This is a genomic window from Campylobacter concisus (genome assembly GCF_003049705.1).
In the GTDB taxonomy this organism is placed as follows: Bacteria; Campylobacterota; Campylobacteria; order Campylobacterales; family Campylobacteraceae; genus Campylobacter_A; species Campylobacter_A concisus_AR.
In genome coordinates this window covers 134,379-158,046 of record NZ_PIRF01000001.1, presented here as the reverse complement: position 1 = coordinate 158,046, position 23,668 = coordinate 134,379, and the positions used below count along the sequence as shown (strand labels likewise).

Here is a 23,668-nt window from a genome sequence, read left to right as displayed (position 1 = left end):
AAACGGTTGAGCTAAATTTCTACTTTTTCTTCATTTCCTCAAGCTCTTGTGCTAGAAATTCTCCTGTATAGCTACCAGTTTTTTTATAATTTTTAGCTACTTCTTTTACACTGCCGCACGCTATCACTTTACCGCCCTTTGCACCACCTTCTGGCCCCATATCGACGATATAGTCGCAGTTTTTGATAACATCCATATTATGCTCGATCACAAAGACTGAATTTCCAAGATCAACTAAGTGATTTAGCACCTTTACTAGCCTATCAACATCGGCAAAATGAAGCCCCGTCGTTGGCTCATCAAGGATATAAAGCGTATTTCCAGTGTCGCTTCTACTAAGCTCTTTTGCTAGCTTCACACGTTGCGCCTCGCCGCCACTTAGTGTGACTGCATTTTGTCCGAGAGTGATGTAGCCAAGCCCTACGTCTTGAAGTGTGGTGAGTTTTGAAGCGATCTTTGGTACAGCTTTAAAGAACTCAACTGCCTCGTCGATGCTCATATTTAGCACCTCAGCGATGTTTTTGCCCTTGTATAAAATTTCCAAGGTTTGAGCGTTATATCTAGCACCATTACAAACGTCACAAACTACGTTAATATCAGGCAAAAAGTGCATCTCAATCGTGATCTCGCCCTCGCCTTGGCACTTTTCGCAGCGTCCACCTTTAACATTGAAGCTAAAGCGCCCTATTTTATAGCCTCTAAGCTTAGCTTCTTTAGTCTGCGCAAACAAATTTCTGATCTCGTCCATCACGCCAGTGTATGTCGCTGGATTTGAGCGTGGGGTGCGGCCTATCGGGCTTTGATCAAGATAGATCACCTTGTCTAAATTCTCAAGTCCGCTTAAATTTACCCCAGCTATTTTTTTCACTTTTTTAGCTCTATTTAGCTGCTCCTGCGCCTCTGGGAGCAAGGTCTGAAGCACTAGAGAGCTCTTGCCAGATCCTGATACGCCAGTGATGCCAACTAAATTTCTAAGTGGAAATTTCGCGGTTAAATTTGAGATATTGTTGATATTTACATTTGAAATTTCAAGCCACTTCTCAGCTTTTCTATTTTTTTGATAGTTGATCTTTTTCTTACCATTTATGTATTGTGCAGTCTGAGTATCTGAGCTTAAAAGCTCTTTTGCTGTGCCTGCAAAGACCACATTACCGCCAAATTTACCAGCTCCAGGGCCGATATCTACGATAAAATCAGCCTCTTCTATCGTTTTTTTATCATGCTCGACGACGATTACAGAGTTGCCTTTGGCTTGTAAATTTCTAAGCGTCTTTATGAGTTTTAACGTATCTCGCTCGTGAAGGCCGATACTTGGCTCATCAAGCACATACATGACGCCACTTAGCCCACTTCCTATCTGGCTTGCGATCCTGATGCGCTGTGCCTCGCCGCCGCTGATCGTCCTAGCATCGCGCCCAAGCGACAAGTAGCCAAGTCCCACGTCATACAAGAAGAAAAGCCTCTCGTTGATCTCTTTTAAGATAGGCTTTGCGATCGCCTTGTCGTAGTCACTAAGATAGGCGAAATTTTTCTCATTCGAGAAAAAAGCGGTACAGTTTTCTATGCTCATATCTAAAATTTCACCAAGTCCAAGGCTAGCGACCTTGACCGCTAAACTTTGAGGCTTTAGCCTGTGACCGTTGCAAGCGTCACAAATTTTCTCACTCATATACTCATCAAAGTCTTTATAATCCTTCAAAAGCCCGTGTGAAATTTTAACCACTCCATCAAATTTTCTAAGCAGCTTATTTCGCTTCCAAAAAAACTCAACTTCTTTGACATTTCCATATAAAACGAGCCTCTTTTCATCTTCGCTAAGCTCATAATATGGCTTTTTGATATCGATGCCATTTTGCTCGCAAAAAGCAAGTAAAAATTTATAGTAATAGCTCATGTTATAGCCATAAAGTAGCTTGATCGCACCATTTTCTATCGACTTTTCTTCATCAATGATCTTACTCATATCTAGGCTATATCTTATGCCAAGTCCGTCGCAGTGCTCGCAAGCGCCCTTTGGCGAGTTAAAGCTAAAGCTAAGTGGCTCAAGCGGCGTAAATGAAATTTTACAATCAAAACAAGCCATGTGCTCGCTGTAATGTATAAAACTCTCTTTTAAGCCCAGCTCATCAGCATTTGCGATCTCTATCTCGACCTCGCCAAAGCTCTCATTTAGCGCCTTTTCTACGTCACTTGCAAGGCGTTCGTGATTTTGCTCATCGATAGCAATCCTATCAACAATAACCTTGATCGTGTGTTTTTTCGTTTTTGCAAGCTCGATATCCTCATCAAGCCTCACCACCACGCCATCTATTTGCGCTCTTACAAAGCCTTTTTGGCGTAAATTTTCGATCAAATCCGCCCATGTGCCCTTTTTCTCACGAACTAGCGGCGCATAGATGATCACTTTTGCGCCAAGTGGGAGTTTTGAAATTTCATTTATGATATCGCTTGCACTCATTTTTGAGATAGGTTTGCCACATTTATGGCAGTGCTGAACGCCGACTCTTGCGTACAAAAGCCTTAGATAATCATAAATTTCTGTAATCGTACCGACCGTTGAGCGAGGGTTTTTAGAAGTCGTCTTTTGATCGATCGCAATAGCAGGCGTTAAACCTTCTATCTTATCAACATCAGGCTTGCCAACGCGATCTAAAAACTGCCTAGCATAGCTGCTAAGGCTCTCCATGTATCTTCTTTGTCCCTCGGCATAGAGCGTATCAAAGGCTAGCGTACTCTTGCCGCTTCCGCTAAGACCGGTAAAAACTACTAATTTATTTTTAGGAATTTTAAGATTTATATTTTTTAAGTTATGTTCCCTTGCGCCAGTTATTTCAATAATATCGTTCATTAAATTTATACAACCTTTTTAAAATTTTAATCTGTAAATTTAGTCTAAAAGTGATAAAAAATTTATAAAGTAGTTTTTCTAAAATTTAAGATCGTAGTTAAATTTAAGGGCTTATTTATATCATTTTCAGCTTTTTTTGATATTCTACGCCAAATTTTAACCTAAGGAGAAAAAAATGTCTGTAAAAATAACTGATATATGCATAAGCTGTGGTTCATGTATTGATGAATGCCCAGTTTCAGCTATCGTTGATGATAGCGACAACCCAACTGGAGCAGATACATACTATGTTTATTCAAATAAATGCGTTGAGTGCGTAGGCTACAACGATGAGCCAGCCTGTGCATCTGCCTGTCCAACTGACGGTTGTATCGTATGGGACGCAGTGGTAGCAGGACAACCTTCACGCGATCAGATCGGTGCTGATGCACGCAATGGTTCTATTCCAGTTATTCAATAAATTTATATTTATAAATTTTTTAGGCTCAAATTGAGCCTATTTTATTTTTAAGCTTTATTTGATATAATTGCCAACTTCAATTTAAATAACCTAGATTTAAGGAAAAATTTATGCAAAGAACACTTTCTATTATTAAGCCTGATGCTGTTAAGAAAAATGTTGTTGGAAAAATTATAGATAGATTTGAAAGTAACGGCCTAAGGATCGCAGCTGCAAAGAAAATCCAACTTAGCAAATGCGATGCAAAAGCATTTTACGCTGTTCATAAAGATAGACCATTTTTTAATAATTTGGTTGAATTTATGATTAGTGGACCAGTTGTGGTTATGGTACTTGAAGGTGAAAATGCTGTTGCTAAAAACCGTGAGCTTATGGGTGCTACCAACCCAAAAGAAGCAACTCCTGGTACTATAAGGGCTGATTTTGCCGATAGCATTGATGCAAATGCAGTTCACGGAAGTGATAGTCTAGAAAATGCTGTGAATGAAATAAATTTCTTTTTTGCTTCAAGAGAAATTTGCTAATTTTAGGTCAAGAAAATTGATTATATCTTTTTCTAAAATAGCAAACAAAGATATAAGCTTTGAGCTAGTAGGAAATGATAATTTAGTTTTTATTGGAATTTTAAAAAGAAAAGACCCTTTTTTGGTAAAATGTCAAGGTAAAATAAAAGGGAATATAAATTATGTTTGCGATCGATGCGGTGAAGCATTTATGTTGCCTATCGATCAAGATGTAGAGCTAAATTTAAGTGATGGTATCTATAAAGATAGCGAAAATGAGCTTAGCAATACGATGGAATTTTTCGATGGCAATATTAATTTAAAAGAAGTCTTTGAGAGCGAGTTAGAAGCTTTTAAAAGTGATTATTTCTATTGTGAAAAATGTAAAAATTTATAAAGGAGAGTAAAAATGGCAGTACCAAAGCGAAGAGTGAGTCATTCTCGTGCAGCAAAACGTAGAACACATTATAAAGTTACACTTCCAGTACCTGTAAAAGACAAAGATGGTTCTTGGAAAATGCCTCACCGTATAAACAAAACTACGGGTGAATATTAAAATATGATTCGCATTGCTATCGATGCTATGGGTGGTGATTTTGGTGCAGATCCTATAATATCTGGTGTTATTGATGCACTAAAAGAGACAGAATTTAAAGCCGTATTAGTTGGCGATAGCAATGTCATCAAACCACTCATTCCACAATCTTATTTAAAAAATATCGAATTTTTAGAAGCTAGCGAAGTTATCTCAATGGCAGATGGTGCAACTGATGCACTCAAGAGAAAAGATAGTACGATCTACAAAGCAATTGAACTCTTAAAAAATAAGGAAGTTGATGCTGTAGTTTCTGCTGGTCATAGTGGTGCAACTATGAGTTTAGCTACTCTAAGAATTGGTAGACTAAAAAATATTTCTCGCCCAGCAATTGCAACACTTATGCCAAATTCAAAAGAATCTGCTACTTTAGTTTTAGATGTTGGTGCAAATGTTGATTGCAGAAGTGAGCATCTGTTTCAATTTGCCATAATGGGTGAAGCCTATGCAAAAGAAATTTTAGGTAGAAAAGAGCCAAAAGTTGGTCTTTTATCAAATGGTGAAGAAGAAAGCAAAGGCAATGAAGTTAGCAAAGAAGCATTTAAATTAGTTTCTAGGCTTGATAGCTTTGTTGGCAATGCAGAAGGTAATCAAATTTTTGATGGCAGTATCGATGTAATGGTTTGTGATGGTTTTATGGGAAATATTCTTTTAAAAACTAGTGAAGGCGTTGCAGATGCTATAGGTAAAATTATCAAAAAACAAATTAAAAAATCACCTCTTGCTATAGCTGGCTCTGTACTCATGAGAAAAGTTTTTAAAACGCTCAAAAAGCAGGTTAGCTATGACGAATATGGCGGTGCACCGCTTCTTGGTGTAAATGGTTGTGTTATCATAAGTCACGGCAAAAGCAATTCAAAAGCTATAAAGAATGCAATTTTTCAAGCAATAAAATTTGCTAATTCAAATATAAATAAAGTTATCGAAGAAGAACTTTCGCACTTTGCAAGGTAAAATATGCCAAAAGCTTCACTGATTTCTATCGCTTCTTATATTCCAGAAAAAATTCTAACAAATTTTGACTTTGAGAAAATGGTTGAAACAAGTGATGAATGGATAGTAAAGCGAACAGGTATTGAACAAAGGCATATTGCAACTAACGAAACAACAAGTGACCTTGGTACAAAAGCTGGTGAATTAGCTATAAAACGCTCAGGATTTGATAAATCTCAAATCGATGCAATCATCTGTGCCACAATATCTCCGGATCATCTTTGTATGCCATCTACCGCTTGCAAAATAGCTGCAAATTTGGGTTTAAATTATGGAGTTACAGCATTTGATATAAGTGCGGCTTGTACCGGTTTTATTTATCTTTTAGAGCTTGCAAATTCTCTCATTGTTAGCGGTGCCAAAAAAAACGTATTAATTATCGGAGCCGAAAAATTAAGCTCTATTGTTGACTATACAGATAGAAGCACTTGTATACTATTTGGTGATGGAGCAGGTGCAGCTGTAATTAGTAGTAGTAATGGTAATGAGATCATTGATATTCATACAGCAAGTGACGGCAAGCAAGCTGAACTTTTAATAACTCCAGGATGCGGGAGTGTATTTCCAGCCAGTGAGGAAACACTAAAAAATAGACTAAATTTCATCCATATGAGTGGAAATGAAGTTTTTAAAATAGCAGTTCAAACACTTAGCAAAAGCGTAATAGAAATTTTGCATGCAAACAAAATGCAAAGCGAAGATATTGATTTTTTTATACCTCATCAAGCAAATATAAGAATAATAGACGCAGTAAAAAATAGATTAAATTTTAAAGATGAGCAATGTGTCTTGACTGTTGCCAAATATGGCAATACAAGCTCTGCTTCAATTCCGATGGCTATAAATGATGCCTATGAAGACGGCCGTATCAAAAATGGTTCTATTTTACTTCTTGATGCATTTGGTGGCGGCTTTACATGGGGATCAGCGATTCTAAAATTTGGCGGAAAGAATTTTAGTGATTTATGACAATCGCAATAATTCATTTTCTAAATTTTTAGCAATGCTTTTACTAATTTCTTTCAAATACTCTCATTAATAAATTTTTAAAATTCAAATTTTTACAACTTTTAACAAAATCCATTTTCTATTTTTTCCAATAACACTAAATTTACTAAATAAAAATTTCTAAAATATGTTTAAACTAAATTTAATTTTGAATAGATATAATTTCGCAATCAATAAAATTTATTATTAAGGAGAACAAATGTTAGTAACAAAAAAAGCACCTGATTTTACAGCTGCAGCAGTTTTAGGAAACAATCAAATTGTAAATGATTTTAATCTTTATAAAAATATTGGCGAAAAAGGCGCGGTTGTATTTTTCTATCCAATGGATTTTACTTTTGTTTGTCCAAGCGAGATTATCGCATTTGATAAAAGATATGACGAGTTTAAGTCACGTGGTATCGAAGTTATCGCAGTTTCATGCGACAACCAATTTTCACATTTTGCATGGAAAGAGACTCCGGTAAACAAAGGCGGTATTGGTAAAGTTCGCTTCCCTATCGTAGCTGATATGACAAAATCAATCTCTCGCGGATTTGACGTACTTCTAGAAGATGCTGGTGTGGCACTTCGTGGCTCATTCTTACTAGACAAAGATGGCACTGTTCGCCATGCAGTTATCAATGATCTTCCACTTGGCAGAAACATCGATGAGATGATAAGAATGGTAGATACTATGCTATTTACAAATGAGCACGGCGAAGTTTGTCCAGCTGGCTGGAACAAAGGTGATGCTGGTATGAAACCAAGCACAGAAGGCGTTGCTGACTACCTTTCACACAACGAAGGCAAACTATAATCAATAGAAATTTCTAGGTATCCTTTACCTAGAAATTTCTCCTCCAAATAAATTTAAATACTTTTTTAATATAACTTTTTATATCATAGCCTTGGCTTTAATCAACAACATTCCGGAGACTACATGGATTTTAAAGGCAGGCAAGAGCTTGTAATAAATTGTGAAGACAGCATACTTAAATTAAGAGATAAATTTATCGATGACGGTATCAAATTTTGTAGGCAGCTAACATTTATCGTGCCGCACGATCAGATAAAAATTTGTCTTAAAAACATCTTTGATATACTGCTTATTCAAAAGCCAAATGCTACGCAGCTACAAGATGATTTAAATATTCTAATACCAAAATCAAACGCAAGAGACGAATTAATAAATTTCCTGCTTTTAAATTTGACTTTAAATTTTAGTCACTCTTGCGACAATAGCACCTTCGTAGGTTATTTCGTAAATGCCGTTTCAAGAATCAAAGAAATTTTATGTGGTGCCAAAGACCAGCAAGAAACAAATGTAAAAGAAATGATTGAAACCGGAACATTTTTTTATGAAGATCCAATCAATACATTCACTCGCATGAAAAAAGCCAAGGTAAGGCCTGAGCTTTTAAATTTATATGATGGATTAAATATAAAATATGAGGCTGAAATTTTAGAAGTTAAAGAAGATAGTGTCGTTTTTCGCGTGGATATGATGCAAATTTTAGCTATGAAACAAGACGGCAAAGGTTTTATTTTGCCAAATAGCTTTTTCTCAAAGCCATTATGTGCTGATATTGTTAATTACAATATAGTCAATAAAGGCGTCACTCTTTCAAATTTCTTACGAAATACGACGATGTACGCATATAAAAGAAAATTCCAACGTATCTTGCCAAATCGTTTCACCAAAACTATCATCAAAGGCAAGCAAGACAAGATCGAAGGTAGCCTTTATGATGTTTCCGAAGGCGGCATAAGTGTATTAAGTTCACAATCTGCAAATTTTAAAGATAACGAAGAATTAGAAGTCAATTTTGATCTCTTGATGTCTGAAAAAATGGTAAAAAGAGTTTCTTTAAGGCTAAAATTAGTTACTGAAATAACCTATAAAGGTTACATTAGATACTGCATGAAGCTTATTGATGATGATGAAACTATAAAAGATTTTACGCAAAAGCGCATAAAAGAGACGCTTGACGAGCTTCGCTCACGTATAAATTTATACGAATAAGGCAGTTAGTGAAAACAATACAAGAAAATTTAAAACTTTTTTATATCGGATTAAAAGACAAAGAGCCATTTTTTTATAAAAATAAGGATCTAACCACCCACGCAGCTATCATAGGTATGACAGGTAGCGGTAAAACAGGCCTTGGTATCACGCTTTTAGAAGAAGCCTGCATAGACAATATCCCTTCTATCATCATCGATCCAAAGGGCGACATCACAAATTTAGCTCTCACTTTTCCGCAGATGAGGCCGGAGGATTTTTTACCATACATAGATGAAGCAGAAGCAACCAATAAAGGTCAAAGTGTAGAGGAATTTGCCACTGCTCAGGCCGAGCTTTGGAGAAACGGCATAGAGTCGAGCTTTCAAGATCTTGAGCGAGTAAAAATTTTAAAAGAGAGCGCTAGCTTTAACATCTACACACCAAAAAGCTCAGCTGGCATAGGTGTAGCGCTACTTAGCGACTTTGCCTGCCCAAATATCAATGATGAAGAAATTTTTAGCAACTATATAAATTCGCTTGCAGCATCGGTGTTATCTCTTGTAGGTATAAATTACGAGGATATGAACTCAAAAGAACAGCTTCTCATCTCAACCATATTTGAGACTAAATTTAAAGAGCAAAAAGACGTAAGCATCGAAGAGCTTATTAATTTCATCGCAAATCCGCCGTTTAAAAAGATAGGCGTTTTTGACGTCGATACCTTCTATCCAAGCAGTGAGCGCCTAAAGCTTGCCATGAAGATAAACGCTCTCATCGCAAGCCCAAGCTTTAAAGGCTGGACGCAAGGCGTTAGACTAGAGATTTCAAAGATACTATTTGACGAAAACGGCAAAGCAAAGTGCAACATCTTCACGATCTCGCACCTAAATGACGCTGAGAGGATGTTTTTTGTCACCCTTTTACTAAACGAGATCATCGCGTGGATGCGCGGCACCGAGGGCACAAGCTCACTTAGAGCGATCCTATATATGGATGAAATTTTTGGATTTTTCCCACCAAATGCAAATCCACCATCAAAAACGCCTATGCTTACACTTTTAAAGCAAGCTCGTGCATTTGGTCTTGGCTGTGTCTTAAGCACACAAAACCCAGTAGATCTTGACTATAAAGGCCTTAGCAACATCGGTACTTGGTTTATCGGCCGCCTCCAAACAGCCCAGGACAAAGCCCGCGTTATAGACGGACTAAGCGGCATCGCAGGCTCAAGCTTAGACAAAGCTTCACTTGAAAATCTCATATCAAATTTAGCCAAAAGAAATTTCTTACTCAAAAATATAAACGAAGACGGCTTAAACGTCATCTCCACGCGCTGGGCACTTAGCTATCTAAAAGGTCCGCTCAGCCGTGAGCAAATTTCAAATTTGATGAAAGATAAAAAAGAAAATTTAAGTACTCAAAGCGTAGATAAAAGCGAGATGAAATTTAGCGCAAAGCCTATCATCTCAAATGAGATCACACAACTTTATGCTAACTCAAAAAGCCTCACGCCAAATTTATTTGCAAGTGCGAAGGTGAGAATTTATGACACCAAAAAGGGCATAGACATCGTTTGTGAAGTAAGCTATCTTTATGAACTAAACGAAAATGACAAAGAGCCAAACTGGAGTGAGGCTAGCGAAGGCATGCACGTTGATGCAAGCGAAAATGAGCCAAGTGGTGCTAGCTTTGCAGCTGTGCCAAATTTTATTTTAAAAGCTAAAAATTTTGACAATATCCAAAAAGATTTTAAAGAGTATCTGTATAGAAATTTCAAATTTAATATCTTTGAAGCATTAGGAATTTATTCAAAAAACAATGAAACAAAGGTGCAGTTTTATATCAGGCTTCAAGATAAGTGCAATGAAATTTTAGAAGAACAAACCGCAAAACTTACAGCAAAATTTGAAAAAGAGCGAAAAAGCTTACAAGATAAGCTAAACAAGGCTCTAGCAAAGCTTGATAAAGAGCAAAAAGAGATGACCACAAGTGGGCTTGATGCTGCCATAAATATAGGCGCTAGCATACTTGGAGCGATATTTGGCAACAAGTTTTTATCTCGTCAAAATGCGGGTAAAATCGCATCAAGCGCAAGAAGTGCAAATAGAGTCTTAAAAGAGCGAAGTGATGTAAAGCTTAGTGAGCAAAGCGTAAATGATATAAATTTAGCCATTAGCGAACTTGAAGAGAAATTTGAAAAAGAAAGCGACGAGCTAAAAGAAGCAAATGATATAAAAAATATCACCATAAATGAAATACAAATTTCACCAAAGAAAAGCGATATCTATGACGAAAAAGTCGTACTTTTGTGGAGATGATTTATAAAATAATTAGTATTTTTTTACTATCATTTCTCTTTAAATTTAAAAGGTAAAATATGCAAAATTTAATACTTTATGCCATTAGTTATTTACTTGGAAGCATTCCATCTGGCCTCATTCTTGCAAAAATTTTTGGGCATGTCGATATAAAAAATGAAGGTAGCAAGAGCATTGGCGCAACAAATGTTTTAAGAGTTTTAAAACAAAAAGATCCGAAATTAGCCAAAAAACTAGCCATTTTAACGATAGTTTGTGATGTTTTAAAAGGCGTTTTGCCACTTGTTGTCGCTTCATATTTAGGAGCTAGCCAAAGCGTGCTTTGGACTATGGCGGTTTTAAGCGTGGCTGGACATTGTTTTTCTATATTTTTGGGCTTTCAAGGCGGCAAAGGAGTCGCAACTGGAGCTGGCGTGCTCGCATTTTTCTTGCCAGTTGAGATCATTATTGCTCTAGCTGTTTGGTTTGTGGTCGGAAAATTTTTAAAAATTAGCTCTCTTGCTTCACTTTGTGCATTGATAGCTCTGATTGCATCAAGCTTTATAATCCATCCAGAGCTAGATGAAATTTATACACACGCTCCGATACTAATCATCGCATTTTTGGTGGTTTATAAACACATACCAAATATCGTTCGTTTAATATCCGGCAAGGAGAAAAAAGTCGTATGAAAAGCGAAATGACGACGATCATTAAAGATTATAAATTTGAAACGATCATCGGAATGCTTGATTTTGAGCGAGTCGCTAAGCAAGAAGTACAAATGAATCTAGAAATTTGCTCAACTGGTTTTATTGATTATGTTTTAATTATTGACTTTGTTAAAAATTTTTACAATGAAAGACAGTTCCAAAGCGTTGAAGAGTCTCTTGAAGAAACTAGCAAATCATTAAAAGAGAAATTTAGCTCACTAACTAGCCTTAAAATGGAAATTTTAAAAACAGAAATTTTACCAAATGCAGTTGTTGGAGCAAAAATAAACACTATTTTTTAAAAATTTATTAAACTATCTTGAAATATTGCTTAATTTATGATACAATCGCCCATAAATTTTAGTTTAAGGAAGCAAAATGCGTATTTTAATAGTTGAAGATGAAGTGACGCTAAATAAGACGATTGCTGAGGGCTTGCAGGAGTTTGGCTATCAAACTGATAGCTCTGAAAATTTTAAAGATGCTGAATACTATATAGGTATCAGAAATTACGATCTAGTTTTGACTGATTGGATGCTCCAAGATGGCGATGGCATAGATCTTATAAACATCATCAAACATAAATCTCCACGCACTTCAGTTGTAGTTCTTTCTGCAAAAGATGACAAAGAAAGCGAAATAAAAGCACTTAGAGCTGGTGCTGATGACTATATCAAAAAGCCATTTGATTTTGACATCTTAGTAGCTAGACTTGAAGCAAGACTACGCTTTGGCGGCACAAATATTATAAAAATAGATGAGCTCATTATCAATCCAGATGAAGAAAAAATCACATATTTAGGTCGTGATATTGAGCTTAAAGGTAAACCTTTTGAAGTCCTAACTCATCTTGCAAGACACTCAGATCAGATCGTATCTAAAGAGCAACTACTTGATGCTATCTGGGAAGAGCCAGAGCTTGTAACTCCAAACGTTATTGAAGTCGCTATCAACCAAATCCGCCAAAAAATGGACAAACCGCTAAATATTTCAACAATTGAAACTGTTAGAAGACGCGGATATAGATTTTGTTTTCCCAAAAAAGCCTAAGGAATAGATTTATACTACAATTAGCATCTGGTGCTATGATGCTAATTGTAGTTATTTCGGTAATGCTTTATCACTATATAAGGGTTACCGTTTTTCAAAGTGTAGTTAATGAGCTAAACTATCAAGCCGAAGCTTATAAAAAAAATCCTCAAAATTTCAATCCTTTAAATTCAAAAACATTTACGATAGAAAATCCAAACAAAACCCTAGCAACGATAAAAACAGACGAGCCACAAGATAAAGAAACATATATCGTAACGCAAAAATCAAAAGATCAGAGTAAAACTATTTTAATAACAAAACTTGATGAAAGCAGTTATTTAAGCCTGGAAAAAGATACTACACTTCAAGCTCATATAGTAGGAGAAATTTTTATAGATATTATAATCGTAAATGTATCAGCGATACTTTTGGTGCTTTTTTATGCACTATTTTTATCAAGAATGCTTTTAATACCTATAAAAATTTTGAGTCACAAACTTACAAATTTAGACGAAAAATTTCTTCATGAGATCGATATCAAGAGCCTACCAGATGAGTTTTTACCACTTGGGCAGAGCATAAATAGACTAATCTCTCGCATCCAAACATTTGTCTTGTACCAAAAAGAACTTTTTGTAGGCGTGGCACATGAACTAAAAACGCCGCTGGCTGTAATGAAAACAAAAAATGAAGTTACGCTTTTAAAGCCACGCGAGAGTGAAAAATATATCGAGGCTCTAAAATCAAATAATGAAGCTATAAACGGCATGAACGCAATGATAAGTTCTGTGCTTGAGATCGGCCGCCAAGAGGGAGCTCAGTTTGAAGAGCCAGTAAATACCGATGTTATAGGATTTTTAAAAAAACTTGCAAAAAACTATGAGATACTTGCAAAAAATGATGGAAAAAATATAAAACTGGACCTAAAACCAGAAATTTTAAATCTAAAAATACAAACTAGCTTACTAACCCACATTGTGCAAAATTTTGTTCAAAATGCCATTAAATTTTCACCAAAAAATAGCACCATTACGATTAGCTCTAAGCTCATAAAAAATAAATTTATTATCGAAGTAATAGATGAAGGAATAGGCATAGATGAGAGTAAAGATTTATTTGCTCCATTTAAAAGATACGGCGACAAAGGTGGTGCTGGGCTTGGATTGTTTCTAGCTAAGGGTGCGGCGCAGGCTCTTGGTGGCGAAGTAGATATTAAAAATAGAAACGATAGAAGCGGTGCAGTCGCAAGCCTAGTTTTAAATATAAAAGGATAAAAATGGCAAAGAGAACCGCAGTAATCGACCTTGGTTCAAATTCTATGCGAATGGCGATATTTGAGAGAACGTCACGCTTAGCGTTTTTTATACTAGCTGAATATAAAACAAAAGTGCGTCTAGGCGAAGGTGGATATGGCTCAAACAATGAAATATCCGAAAGCTCAATGAAAAAAGCGCTAAAGGCCTTTAGCGAATTTTCAAATATCATAAAAAGCTACAAATGCAATAAAGTCTTATGTGTTGGTACTTCAGCGCTTAGGGACGCTCCAAACGCAAATGTTTTGATCTCTCTTTTAAGAAAAAAACTTGGCATAAATTTAAAAGTCATAGACGGCAAAGAAGAGGCTACTTTTGGTGCGATCGCAGCCAAAAATTTACTCCATAATATCGATGAATGCGTCACTATAGATATCGGTGGCGGATCAACTGAACTTGCCAGAATAAGCAAAGGCAAAATAATAGATACGCTCTCGCTTGATATTGGTACGGTTAGATTAAAAGAGCTTTTTTTTGATAAGAAAAACTTAAATAAATTGCCAAAATTTCTAGAACAAGTTATAAAACAGATAGACGAGCGATTTAAATGCCAAAATATAATCGCTATTGGAGGCTCTCTTAGAGCGATATCATCTGCCATAATGAGCAAAAATTTATATCCGCTCTCTTCACTGCACGGCTTTTGCTACAAGCTTAGCGACGAGCAAGCCTATATCGAGAACATCGCAAATATTAGCGTGCTTGAGCTAAATAAATTTCCTATTAAAAAAGACAGATACGACACCATTAGAGAGGGTGCACATATCTTTTTGGCCCTCACCAAAGCTCTGAATGCCAAAAATATTATAACAAGTGGGGTTGGCGTAAGAGAGGGAGTGTTCTTGAAAGATTTTTTACGCCCTAGCCTTAAATTTCCACAAAATTTTAATCCAAGTATCAAAAGTTTGCAAGATCGTTTTATATTATCATGCAGTAAATCAGTCACAAGATATGCAAAAGATATATTTATGGTATTAAAAAAGCTTCACGGTCTAAGTGATAACTATCTTGAAGTGCTTTTAGTTGCTGCAAAACTTCACAATGTAGGTCAAGAGATTGGCTTTTATGGCGATCATAAAAACTCAGCCTATATAGTCCTAAATGCCTTAAATTATGGCTTTTCACATGAACAAAAAGCATTGATTGCAGTAGTAATTGGCACAAACGGAAAGAAAAATATCTATGAATTTGAGCGATATAAAAATTTACTTCCAAAAGCCGAGTGTATAAGATGGCTAAGTTTTATACTCTCACTTGCAAAGGCACTTGATCTAACCTGTGAAAGGCTAAATTTAAACTTCGAATTTAGTGGGCATACGCTAAAAATAGAAGGCGCAAAAGAATTCGCTATGGCAAAAGAAGAGATAAAAAAGATCACAAAACCTGAAATTTTTGCTATTTCGTTTGTATAAATTTTGAAACTAGCTTTAACGCATAAAAATTTAAATTGGATGAGAATTTTAGCTAAAACTACTAAAATTCTCCGCTCATTTTATCTTTATAGTTACTTAAACTATTTTTTCGCTCTTCTAAAAATGAGCTTAGTTTTTTCTTGTTCTCTTCGAAAAATATAGCAAAATCTTGCTCATTTTGTATCTTGTCTTCACCAAAGCTATCAAGCATTACATTTGAGCTACCAACTATCACTAAATAACGTCTATTTTCATAGCTTAATAGCATTAGTTTATTCGTGCGATCAAGATACTTTTCATATATTATATTGACGTTACTATTTTGATTTTTAAGTAGCCAGTTCATTGATTTTGTATCATTTTGAGACTGATTTCTAGGTATTTTAAACCCGCTAAAATCACTACTCTTTGAAGTAATATATCTTTTAAATACATATAAAAATACAAGAAGCGCAATAAGCACACTTAAGACTATAAAATACCTTGAGTCTATATTTAACATAGGCTCTTCATCTATCTTTGGAGTGCTAGGGGTTTCTATTTTTGCACTAGCTTGAGGCATATTTTGTATTTGAGGTTTTGCATTTTTTAGAGTTACACGAATGCGGAGTCCAAAACTATCAGTCGTCTTTGAAGCATTTACGATAATAGCATCATTTGAGCGCAAATTTAAGACAAGCGAGTTTTGCTTTGGCTCTATCTCAAGCTCTTGAATAATCTTTGAGTTTATGTCTTTGCTAGCACTTTGATCGTAATTTAGCGAATTTAATATCAAAGACGTTGTATCTTTTTCGCGCTTTTGAAAGATATTTCCTTCATAAGGTGCATCAAAGCTAAGCATAATATCGACTCTATCAGCACGTTCATAGATATTGTAAGTTAATAGGTTTGAAGCTAAAATTTGAGTTACAAAAAGTAAGAAAAATAGTATAAATTTCATAAAAGTTCTTTTTTGAAGTACTGAATAACTGACTTTGAATCCAAAATTTCATTTATCCTGATGGCTAAATTTTTCTCATAAACCATTACTTCGCCTTTTCCAAAAATTCTATTATTTATATATAACTCCACACTCTCACCAGCTGGCTTTTCGAGATCTATGACCGAGCCAGCTTCAAATTTCAAAAGCTCATTTATACTAACTGTAGTAGTTCCTAGCTCAGCTATAAAATCAACGCTTATATCCATAAGCTCATCATAGCTCTTAAAAAGCCCTAGCTGCTCTAGTGTCTCTATCGCACTCTCGTCGTTCATTGTATGTCGTAGCCTATTTGAAATGTTCTATTTTTTATTTTATATACAAATTTCTCTTTTAGTTTGATGCCAAAATTTTCAACTTCGCCTAAAAATTCAGGCGTTCCAAGCTTATAAGCATTTGGCTCTTTTTCATTTAGTAAATTTTTAGCTTTACCGATGATTTGATTTGCTATCTCTTTACAAAGATCGTCCAGATCGCCACCATCAACATCTTCGTGACCAAAAAAGGCATTCATGAAAATTTTCAAAGTATCTTTTTTAAAAAATAAGTAAAAATGATACTCGCTCTTGCCCTTATAGACTGGTATGCTAGCTCCGTAAAATCCCTTGCCAAGGCTCTTACCAGCTTCTAAATCTAGCCCTAAAGTATCCTTGCAAAGATAGCTTGTAGCTTCATCTATAACTTTTCTCATATCTCTTCCTTAAGACTTGAAATGCATTTTCAATTATACTTTGGCTTTACTAAATTAGCTATAAATTTATTAAGCATTTTAAAAGAGTTTATCTATCTCTTTTGCTAGCTTTTCACCGCTAAATTCGGCACAAAGCTTAACTATTTGCGTACCTATTATCGCTCCGTCAGCATATTTTTTTACCTCATTAACATCATCTTTGTTTTTTATACCAAAGCCTACAGCCACTGGCAAATCGCTCTTTTTCTTAAGCTCTAGGACCAAATTTTTTATCCTATCTTCATCAGCCCTTTTTGAGCCGCTAACGCCTATCGCGCCAAGAGCGTAAATAAACCCTGAGCCAAATTTTAAAATTCCATCTGCCCTGCCCCCAGAGGTGACGCTGATAAGTGGTATCAGGCTTAAATTTAGCTCCTTACATTTTAGAGCAAATTCCTCGCACTCCTCGCAAGGCAGATCCGGCACGATAAAGCCGCTCACTCCAGCTTCAACTGATCTTTTTAGAAATTTATCAACGCCGTAAGTAAAGATGATATTAAAATAAACCAGAAAAACAAGTGGTTTTGTCACTTTTGCTTTACAACTCTCAAGCATATCAAAGACAACGTCGGTATTTACGCCATTTTGTACCGTCTCAAAGCTAGCTTGCGCGATGAGTTTCCCATCAGCCAACGGGTCAGAATAAGGGATGCCGATCTCGACTAGATCAAGCGTGCTCTCATCTAAATTTTCTAAAAATTCCTTCGTTTTTTCTAGGCTTGGATATCCAGCCACGATGTAGCCGATGTTTGCCTTTTTGCCGCTAAATGCGCTTTTGATCTTATCCATAAATTTTTCCTTTTTCGTAGCCTATAACTGTGTTTATGTCCTTATCACCCCTGCCTGAGACATTTACGACTATGACACTTTTTTTCTCTAGTTTTGGGCAAAGCTTCTCCAGATACGCCAGTGCGTGCGCGCTCTCGATGGCTGGGATGATACCCTCCACCTTGCTTAAGAAATAAAGAGCGTTTATGCACTCATCGTCAGTTACAGCTTCATATTTTACCCTTTTGATGTCGTTTAGATGAGCATGCTCTGGACCGATGCCTGGGTAGTCTAAGCCTGCTGAGATGCTGTGAACTGGCGAGATCATGCCATACTCGTCTTGCAAGACCGTAGTTTTCATGCCGTGGATGATGCCGGTTTTACCTTTGCTAAGCGTAGCTGCGTGATAAGGCGTCTCTATGCCAAGTCCGCCAGCCTCGATACCTACCAAATTTACGCTCTCATCGTCCAAAAACGCACTAAAAATGCCAATAGCATTACTACCGCCACCGACGCAGGCGATGACGTAGTCAGCCTTTTTGCCGTAGTCTGCAAGCTGAGCTTTGGCCTCTGTGCCGATGATGCTTTGGAAGTCACGCACGATCTTTGGATATGGGTGCGGACCAACGGCTGAGCCAATGACGTAAAATGCACTCTCTATCTCATTTACCCACGCTTGTATGGCTGCTGTAGTCGCCTCTTTTAGCGTTTTTAAGCCATCTTCTACGCTCACCACCTTTGCGCCAAGAAGCTGCATACGAAAGGCATTTAGCTGCTGTCTAGCCACGTCCGTAGCGCCCATATACACATCACACTCTAAGCCCAAAAGTGCCGCTGCAGTCGCTGTTGCCACGCCGTGCTGACCAGCTCCAGTCTCAGCTAAAATTTTCTTTTTACCCATTTTTTTAGCAAGCAGCGCTTGAGCTAGGGCATTATTTATCTTGTGCGCGCCAGTGTGGTTTAGATCCTCTCTTTTTAGGTAAATTTCATGTCCGTAGTACTCGCTTAGGCGCTTTGCAAAAAAGAGCGGACTAGGCCTGCCAACGTAGTTTTTCAAAAGATCATCAAGCTCGTCTTTAAACTCTTTTGTCTTTGCGATGCTCTCATAAGCATTTTCTAGCTCGTCAAGGGCAAACATCACCGTCTCAGGCACGAACTGCCCGCCAAATTTTCCAAAATACGCCTTACTATTCATCTTCTACCTCACCTATGATCTTTAAAATTCTCTCTATCTTTTGCGCCTCTTTTATGCCGTTTTCGTCCTCAACTTTTGAGTTGATATCGACTAGATATGGCTTAAATTTCAGCGCCTCTTTTATGTTGTGCTCGCCTATGCCCCCAGCCATGCCGAATTTAAATTCTGTCTCTTTTAAAATTTCCCACTCAAAGCTAGTGCCATTTCCACCGGCATTTTTGCCCTTGCAGTCAAAAAGTACCATGTCAAAATGCTTAAAATCAACCTCTGGCAAGCTATCTTTCACGCTAAAAACCTGCCAAATCTCAAGCCCCATATCTTTTAAATTTGCCTCTAAATTTTCACTCACCACTCCATGCACCTGAGCCACGTCAAGACCAGCAAACTGGCAAATTTCTATTATCTCGCACTCACTTTGCTCAGCAAAAACGCCAACTACTTTTTTGCCCTTGCTGTGAGCAAATTTCGCTATCTGCCTAGCTAAATTTAGCTCGACCTTTCTTTTACTTTTGGCAAATATTAACCCGATAAAATCAACATCCAAAGCGCAAACCGCACTTGCCTCGTCTAGCGTTTTGATGCCACAAATTTTAACTAGCGCCATTAGCCCCAGCCTTTATAAACTCTTCATAAAATTTATACGCCTTACCAGAATTTATCGCTTCAAGTACCATTTTTTTGGCCTCGTCTGGTCTCTTTGCGCCATCAGCTGCGTAGAGCGCAAACATCGCGTTAAAGACCACGATGTCAAATTTCGCCCCCTGCTCCTCGCCTTTTAGCGTGCGGATCAAGGTTTTGGCGTTTTCTTCAGGTGTGCCGCCCTCGATGTCGCTGTGAAGCGCTCTTTTAAAGCCAAACTGCTCTGGCGTGATGCTGTATTCAAAAATTTCGCCATTTTTTAGCTCCACAACGCTTGTTTCGCTACAAAGCGTGATTTCATCAAGTCCGTCATCACCGCGGACGACCAAAGCGTGCTTTCTACCAAGAATTTTAAGCGTCTGGGCGTAGAGTTTTAGAACAGGCTTATGATAGACGCCAACTAGCTGGTTTGTAAGGTTTAAATTTGGATTTAAAAGCGGTCCAAGCACGTTAAAGACAGTTCTTATACCAAGTCTTTGGCGCACTTCTCTCACCTCGCCAACTAGCGGATGAAAAAATGGCGCGTGGAAAAAGGCTAAATTTTTACTAGCTAAATTTTCACGCTGTTTTGCCAGTGATTTTTCACTTTTTACGCCTAAAATTTCAAGCACATCAGAGCTACCTGACTTGCTTGAAACTGCCTTGTTGCCGTGTTTTGCGACCTTTATGCCAAGGCTTGCAAGGATAAATGCCACAGTTGTTGAGATATTTATCGTCTTAAAGCCATCTCCTCCAGTGCCGCAAAGATCGATCATAGGCGTATCATCGCGGTAAGTTTGCGAGTATTTTAGGATATTTTTTCCAAGCGCAGCGAGGCTTTTTGGATAGAGGCTCTTTTCGCTAATTAGCACCAAAAGGGCTGAGAGCTGCACTATCTCATACTCTTTGCTGGCTATTATCTCGCAAATTTGCTCAAAGTCGCTATCATCAAGCGGGATGTTCTCTTGAAGCTTGATAAGATATGGCTTGAGTGAGCGAATTTTAGGCTCTTTTATCTCTTCTTTTGCTTTGTAATTTACAAAATTTTCAACTATCTTTTTGCCGTATTGCGTGAAGTAGCTCTCAGGGTGAAACTGGATGCCAAAGATCGGCTTATCTTTAACGCTAAGTGCCATAACTACGCCATCATCACTCACCGCATCAGCGCTTAAGCTAGCTGGGAGCTCATCGACATAAAGCGAGTGGTAGCGCATAACCTCAAAGCGCTCAGGCAGCCCCTCAAAAAGTGGCTCTTTGTTTTTCACCTCGATAAATGAGGTCTTGCCGTGAAGTGGGTCGTCTAGTCTTTTTATCTTTGCGCCAAAACTAAGTCCTATGGCTTGATGTCCAAGACAAATGCCAAGCACAGGCACGCCAAGGTTGGCCTGCAAAATTTCTAAGCAAACTCCGCTATCTTTTGGGTGCTTTGGCCCTGGGCTTAGGATGATCTTACTTGGGTTTAGTTTTTTGATCTCTTCAAGCGTTATCTTGTCGTTTCTAACGCATCTAACCTCTTCATTTGTGAGCTCTTTTACGTATTGCTCGACGTTGAAGACAAAACTATCGTAGTTATCTATAAGTAAAATCAATCTCTATCCTTTTAAATTTAGCGGCGGCTACGCGGACTAAATATTATAAATTTAGGTGAGATTATAACTAAAAGAAATTTTAATTAGGCTTTTGTGCGGCTTTCGTAGGCTTTTAAGAGTGAGAGCATATCGACGTTTTCTAAATTTACGCCAGTTGGCACGCCCTGAGCGATCTTGCTAAATGAAATTTCACTCATGGCAAGCTTATCTTCGACGTAAAGCATAAGAGCGTCTGAATTTAGCCCCGGCGTAAAGGCAAAGACGACCTCTTTTGAGCCATTTTGCTTAATAGCACTTCGCAGCCTCTCTATGGCGTCCTCGTCGATCTCGTCAAGCACGAAGTAAAGGCCGTTATAAATGCCATTTTGCTCAAAAACCAAGATATCTTTTGGACTCTCAACCAGCAAGATGACCTCACTGTCCCTGCTCTCGTCACTGCAAATGTCACAAATTTCATTTTCGCTTAGCCCACCACAACGCTCACAGCGCTTGATAAACCTCACCGCGTCTTCAATATTTTGAGCGAGCCTTAGCCCTGCAAAGCTATCTTGCATGCAGACAAAATAGGCAAACCTTGCGGCTGATTTTTTACCGACACCTGGCAGCTTAGCAAAAGACTCGGTTAGCTCGTTAAATTTTTCTAAGCCTCTTTTCATGCTCGCTTCGCCTTTGATCTAAGTAAAATTTTAAATACATGATAGCCATCCTCGTAGTCGTAGGCAAGCTCAAATTTTTGCATCTGACAAATTTGCTCGATGATATAAAGTCCAAGCCCCATACCGCTTCCTGCACTTACCTTGTCACCACGCACAAAGGCTTGTTTGTAGTAATCAATCGGATGATTTAGCTTTTTGCCTAAATTTTTAACCGCAATAAATTCACTATCGCAGATCAAAATAGCCTTTTTATCCTCTGCGTATTTTAGGGCGTTATCTATCAAATTTTTAATCGCTAAGCTAAAAAGCTGAAAATCCACTCTTAATATGACGTCATCTCTGATATCACAGCTCACTCGCTCTTCAAATTTATCAAGCATTAGCATATCTTGCACTTGCTCCAATATAAGTGAAAAATGGCACTCTTGGTAGTTTAGTGCGTAGCTTTTTGAAAGGAGCTGTTCGACTTTGCTAAATTCATTTATCAGCATCTCAAGTCGCTCAAATACATTGATAAGCCTCATCTTTTGAGTCTCATTTGCGACCATTTCAGAGACGATCCTACCCTTGCCAATAGGGGTCTTTAGCTCATGCATGATCGCACGCAAAAATAGCTGCCTTGAGCGGATGAGCTCTCTTATCTTACAAACGGCATTATCAAACTCAACCGCAACCTGTCCGATCTCATCTTGCTCATTTTCATTTAGCCTAGCCGTCATCGCCATTTCCATATTTCCACTGGCAAATTTTCTGATATCTTTACTAAGCCTTCTAAGTGGTGAAAGACTTCTAAGAACGGAAACATAAAGTGAGATGAGAAGGGCTGAAACTATCAAAAATGCGACCCAAAGCGGATCATTTACGTGTCTTGCGTCGTTACTTTCAAGAAGTAGCTGAAAGGATGGGTTTTTAATAAGCAAATACAAATCGCCTTTATAATTAACCGATTGCACCACTCCAAGAGGTGTGTGCTGCGTAAAAACAACAGTACCGTTTGTAGCTATTGAAGTAGCTAAATTTTTATTTCCAACATACTCTAGGTAAAAATTTTTAAAATAATGCTCTAAATCTCTTGGGGGATTTCCACGTTCATAGAGTGCGACAAGATAGTTCATCGCACTTATTTGTCTATCCTTTAGTTTTTCTAAAGCGCTTTCTTGCTGAATGTTTGCAAAAGTTACAAAGAGCAAGCACATCAGCGAGAAAGCTATGGCAAAGATAATAGTTATCTTCGTAGTTATGGAATATTTCATCCGATAAGCTTATATCCTATGCCTCTTACTGAAAATATATGTTTTGGGGCTTTTGAGCTATCACCGATTTTTGATCTAAGGCGTCCGATAATAACATCTAAGCTCTTTGAATCTTTATCTTTTAGGCTTTTGCAGTTATAAACTAGCTGTTCGCGTGATACTGAAAAACTGTGTTGCTTAATGAGATAAGTTAAAATTTCATACTCAGCTGGAGTAAGAGCTAATGGCTCATTGTTAAAGTAAATTTCGTGACGTTTATCATCGATCCTGAATGCGCTATCAACGACCTCTTCTTGTACTTCATTTGTCTTTTTGTATCTTCTAATAAGACTTGTGATACGAGCATACATCTCTTTTGGATCGTATGGTTTTGGCAAATAATCATCAGCACCAAGCTGAAGTCCAACAACCTTGTCACTAATATCACTTCTAGCTGAGCTTATGATAATAGGAATATCATATTTTTGGCGAATTTCTTTACAAACCTCAAGCCCATCAATGCCCGGCAAAGTAAGATCAAGTATTAACAAATCATAGTTTTTTATCCCAGCACTAAGTCCTAAATATGGATCTTCAAAATTCGTAACTTTTATATTAAAACTATCAAGATATTCAGATAAAATTTGCGCAAATTCTGGATCGTCTTCTATCATTAAAACATTAACCATGAATTATCCTTTTTATTAAAAATAGTAGAGATTATACGGCAAAAATGTAAATTC

General features: G+C 37.3%; 25 protein-coding genes. 14 read left to right on the top strand and 11 right to left on the bottom strand.

All coding sequences use genetic code 11. From position 1 onward, the window contains the following. Positions 1-19: 19 nt before the first annotated feature. Positions 20-2,848: an excinuclease ABC subunit UvrA gene (uvrA, locus tag CVT05_RS00830; RefSeq protein ID WP_107697469.1), complete on the bottom strand. Its 2,829-nt coding sequence runs from the start codon at positions 2,846-2,848 to the stop codon at positions 20-22. A gap of 175 nt (positions 2,849-3,023) precedes the next feature. Between uvrA and CVT05_RS00825 the strand changes: the two genes are divergently transcribed. From CVT05_RS00825 to CVT05_RS00760, 14 genes are all read left to right on the top strand, one after another. Further along, positions 3,024-3,308, top strand: a complete 285-nt coding sequence (locus CVT05_RS00825) for an NADH-quinone oxidoreductase subunit I (RefSeq protein ID WP_021091598.1) — start codon at positions 3,024-3,026, stop codon at positions 3,306-3,308. A 110-nt stretch (positions 3,309-3,418) separates the two neighbouring features. Further along, complete coding sequence (gene ndk / locus CVT05_RS00820) at positions 3,419-3,832, top strand: nucleoside-diphosphate kinase (RefSeq protein ID WP_107697468.1); 414 nt, start codon at positions 3,419-3,421, stop codon at positions 3,830-3,832. Between the two features lie 16 nt (positions 3,833-3,848). Then, positions 3,849-4,208 (top strand): hypothetical protein, encoded by a 360-nt coding sequence (locus tag CVT05_RS00815; protein ID WP_087579289.1) that lies wholly within the window; start codon positions 3,849-3,851, stop codon positions 4,206-4,208. Between the two features lie 12 nt (positions 4,209-4,220). Beyond that, entirely contained in the window at positions 4,221-4,367 is a 147-nt protein-coding gene (gene rpmF, locus CVT05_RS00810; RefSeq protein ID WP_002942540.1) for a 50S ribosomal protein L32, read from the top strand. A gap of 3 nt (positions 4,368-4,370) precedes the next feature. Then, on the top strand, positions 4,371-5,360 hold the full coding sequence (gene plsX / locus CVT05_RS00805) for a phosphate acyltransferase PlsX (protein WP_072594492.1): 990 nt from the start codon (positions 4,371-4,373) through the stop codon (positions 5,358-5,360). Positions 5,361-5,363: 3 nt separating this feature from the next. Further along, a complete protein-coding gene (locus CVT05_RS00800; protein WP_107697467.1) occupies positions 5,364-6,368 on the top strand; it encodes a beta-ketoacyl-ACP synthase III in 1,005 nt (334 codons plus the stop codon). Between the two features lie 238 nt (positions 6,369-6,606). Beyond that, the gene (locus CVT05_RS00795; protein ID WP_107697466.1) at positions 6,607-7,206 is read left to right on the top strand and encodes a peroxiredoxin; all 600 of its coding nucleotides are present in this window, start codon (positions 6,607-6,609) and stop codon (positions 7,204-7,206) included. A gap of 123 nt (positions 7,207-7,329) precedes the next feature. Next, a complete protein-coding gene (locus CVT05_RS00790) occupies positions 7,330-8,412 on the top strand; it encodes a pilus assembly protein PilZ (RefSeq protein ID WP_107697465.1) in 1,083 nt (360 codons plus the stop codon). Between the two features lie 8 nt (positions 8,413-8,420). Beyond that, a complete protein-coding gene (locus tag CVT05_RS00785) occupies positions 8,421-10,709 on the top strand; it encodes an ATP-binding protein (protein ID WP_107697464.1) in 2,289 nt (762 codons plus the stop codon). A gap of 59 nt (positions 10,710-10,768) precedes the next feature. Further along, positions 10,769-11,380: a glycerol-3-phosphate 1-O-acyltransferase PlsY gene (gene plsY / locus CVT05_RS00780; RefSeq protein WP_107697463.1), complete on the top strand. Its 612-nt coding sequence runs from the start codon at positions 10,769-10,771 to the stop codon at positions 11,378-11,380. Next, positions 11,377-11,703 carry a dihydroneopterin aldolase gene (locus CVT05_RS00775; protein WP_107697462.1) on the top strand — a complete coding sequence of 109 codons (327 nt, stop codon included), beginning with the start codon at positions 11,377-11,379 and terminating at the stop codon, positions 11,701-11,703. The genes plsY and CVT05_RS00775 overlap by 4 nt, the downstream gene beginning before the upstream one ends. Positions 11,704-11,779: 76 nt before the next feature. Beyond that, positions 11,780-12,451 (top strand): homeostatic response regulator transcription factor HsrA, encoded by a 672-nt coding sequence (gene hsrA / locus CVT05_RS00770; RefSeq protein WP_021091657.1) that lies wholly within the window; start codon positions 11,780-11,782, stop codon positions 12,449-12,451. 38 nt (positions 12,452-12,489) lie between these two features. After that, a complete protein-coding gene (locus CVT05_RS00765) occupies positions 12,490-13,707 on the top strand; it encodes a sensor histidine kinase (RefSeq protein WP_199906719.1) in 1,218 nt (405 codons plus the stop codon). 2 nt (positions 13,708-13,709) lie between these two features. Next, positions 13,710-15,158 (top strand): Ppx/GppA phosphatase family protein, encoded by a 1,449-nt coding sequence (locus CVT05_RS00760; RefSeq protein WP_107697461.1) that lies wholly within the window; start codon positions 13,710-13,712, stop codon positions 15,156-15,158. 61 nt (positions 15,159-15,219) lie between these two features. Here the strand turns inward: CVT05_RS00760 and CVT05_RS00755 are convergent, their stop codons facing one another. The 10 genes from CVT05_RS00755 to CVT05_RS00710 form a co-directional block, all read right to left on the bottom strand. Then, positions 15,220-16,098, bottom strand: coding sequence for an excinuclease ABC subunit A (locus CVT05_RS00755; RefSeq protein WP_107697460.1), 879 nt, complete (start codon positions 16,096-16,098; stop codon positions 15,220-15,222). Next, entirely contained in the window at positions 16,095-16,412 is a 318-nt protein-coding gene (fliN, locus tag CVT05_RS00750; RefSeq protein ID WP_021091807.1) for a flagellar motor switch protein FliN, read from the bottom strand. The genes CVT05_RS00755 and fliN overlap by 4 nt, the downstream gene beginning before the upstream one ends. Continuing rightward, positions 16,409-16,828, bottom strand: coding sequence for a chemotaxis protein CheX (locus tag CVT05_RS00745; protein ID WP_072594500.1), 420 nt, complete (start codon positions 16,826-16,828; stop codon positions 16,409-16,411). Before CVT05_RS00745 ends, fliN begins: the two co-directional genes overlap by 4 nt. 78 nt (positions 16,829-16,906) lie before the next feature. After that, a complete protein-coding gene (gene trpA / locus CVT05_RS00740; RefSeq protein ID WP_107697459.1) occupies positions 16,907-17,656 on the bottom strand; it encodes a tryptophan synthase subunit alpha in 750 nt (249 codons plus the stop codon). Continuing rightward, complete coding sequence (gene trpB, locus CVT05_RS00735; RefSeq protein WP_107697458.1) at positions 17,649-18,830, bottom strand: tryptophan synthase subunit beta; 1,182 nt, start codon at positions 18,828-18,830, stop codon at positions 17,649-17,651. Before trpB ends, trpA begins: the two co-directional genes overlap by 8 nt. Further along, the gene (locus CVT05_RS00730) at positions 18,823-19,434 is read right to left on the bottom strand and encodes a phosphoribosylanthranilate isomerase (RefSeq protein WP_107697457.1); all 612 of its coding nucleotides are present in this window, start codon (positions 19,432-19,434) and stop codon (positions 18,823-18,825) included. The genes trpB and CVT05_RS00730 overlap by 8 nt, the downstream gene beginning before the upstream one ends. Further along, a complete protein-coding gene (trpD, locus tag CVT05_RS00725; RefSeq protein ID WP_107697456.1) occupies positions 19,421-21,037 on the bottom strand; it encodes an anthranilate phosphoribosyltransferase in 1,617 nt (538 codons plus the stop codon). The genes CVT05_RS00730 and trpD overlap by 14 nt, the downstream gene beginning before the upstream one ends. Before the next feature lie 83 nt (positions 21,038-21,120). Continuing rightward, positions 21,121-21,693 (bottom strand): recombination mediator RecR, encoded by a 573-nt coding sequence (gene recR, locus CVT05_RS00720; protein WP_103570086.1) that lies wholly within the window; start codon positions 21,691-21,693, stop codon positions 21,121-21,123. Next, positions 21,690-22,946, bottom strand: a complete 1,257-nt coding sequence (locus tag CVT05_RS00715) for an ArsS family sensor histidine kinase (RefSeq protein WP_103583079.1) — start codon at positions 22,944-22,946, stop codon at positions 21,690-21,692. Before CVT05_RS00715 ends, recR begins: the two co-directional genes overlap by 4 nt. Then, the gene (locus tag CVT05_RS00710; RefSeq protein ID WP_021091583.1) at positions 22,943-23,614 is read right to left on the bottom strand and encodes a response regulator transcription factor; all 672 of its coding nucleotides are present in this window, start codon (positions 23,612-23,614) and stop codon (positions 22,943-22,945) included. Before CVT05_RS00710 ends, CVT05_RS00715 begins: the two co-directional genes overlap by 4 nt. Positions 23,615-23,668 lie beyond the last annotated feature (54 nt).

Coding starts and splice junctions, on each gene's coding strand:
- CVT05_RS00730 (WP_107697457.1), bottom strand. CDS start 19,434: ATGGCGCTAGTTAAAATTTGTGGCATCAAAACGCTAGACGAGGCAAGT.
- recR (WP_103570086.1), bottom strand. CDS start 21,693: ATGAAAAGAGGCTTAGAAAAATTTAACGAGCTAACCGAGTCTTTTGCT.
- CVT05_RS00755 (WP_107697460.1), bottom strand. CDS start 16,098: ATGAAATTTATACTATTTTTCTTACTTTTTGTAACTCAAATTTTAGCT.
- CVT05_RS00795 (WP_107697466.1), top strand. CDS start 6,607: ATGTTAGTAACAAAAAAAGCACCTGATTTTACAGCTGCAGCAGTTTTA.
- CVT05_RS00745 (WP_072594500.1), bottom strand. CDS start 16,828: ATGAGAAAAGTTATAGATGAAGCTACAAGCTATCTTTGCAAGGATACT.
- hsrA (WP_021091657.1), top strand. CDS start 11,780: ATGCGTATTTTAATAGTTGAAGATGAAGTGACGCTAAATAAGACGATT.
- ndk (WP_107697468.1), top strand. CDS start 3,419: ATGCAAAGAACACTTTCTATTATTAAGCCTGATGCTGTTAAGAAAAAT.
- CVT05_RS00775 (WP_107697462.1), top strand. CDS start 11,377: ATGAAAAGCGAAATGACGACGATCATTAAAGATTATAAATTTGAAACG.
- CVT05_RS00760 (WP_107697461.1), top strand. CDS start 13,710: ATGGCAAAGAGAACCGCAGTAATCGACCTTGGTTCAAATTCTATGCGA.
- rpmF (WP_002942540.1), top strand. CDS start 4,221: ATGGCAGTACCAAAGCGAAGAGTGAGTCATTCTCGTGCAGCAAAACGT.
- fliN (WP_021091807.1), bottom strand. CDS start 16,412: ATGAACGACGAGAGTGCGATAGAGACACTAGAGCAGCTAGGGCTTTTT.
- CVT05_RS00825 (WP_021091598.1), top strand. CDS start 3,024: ATGTCTGTAAAAATAACTGATATATGCATAAGCTGTGGTTCATGTATT.
- uvrA (WP_107697469.1), bottom strand. CDS start 2,848: ATGAACGATATTATTGAAATAACTGGCGCAAGGGAACATAACTTAAAA.
- trpA (WP_107697459.1), bottom strand. CDS start 17,656: ATGGATAAGATCAAAAGCGCATTTAGCGGCAAAAAGGCAAACATCGGC.
- CVT05_RS00765 (WP_199906719.1), top strand. CDS start 12,490: ATGCTAATTGTAGTTATTTCGGTAATGCTTTATCACTATATAAGGGTT.
- plsX (WP_072594492.1), top strand. CDS start 4,371: ATGATTCGCATTGCTATCGATGCTATGGGTGGTGATTTTGGTGCAGAT.
- CVT05_RS00790 (WP_107697465.1), top strand. CDS start 7,330: ATGGATTTTAAAGGCAGGCAAGAGCTTGTAATAAATTGTGAAGACAGC.
- CVT05_RS00710 (WP_021091583.1), bottom strand. CDS start 23,614: ATGGTTAATGTTTTAATGATAGAAGACGATCCAGAATTTGCGCAAATT.
- CVT05_RS00800 (WP_107697467.1), top strand. CDS start 5,364: ATGCCAAAAGCTTCACTGATTTCTATCGCTTCTTATATTCCAGAAAAA.
- trpB (WP_107697458.1), bottom strand. CDS start 18,830: ATGAATAGTAAGGCGTATTTTGGAAAATTTGGCGGGCAGTTCGTGCCT.
- plsY (WP_107697463.1), top strand. CDS start 10,769: ATGCAAAATTTAATACTTTATGCCATTAGTTATTTACTTGGAAGCATT.
- CVT05_RS00715 (WP_103583079.1), bottom strand. CDS start 22,946: ATGAAATATTCCATAACTACGAAGATAACTATTATCTTTGCCATAGCT.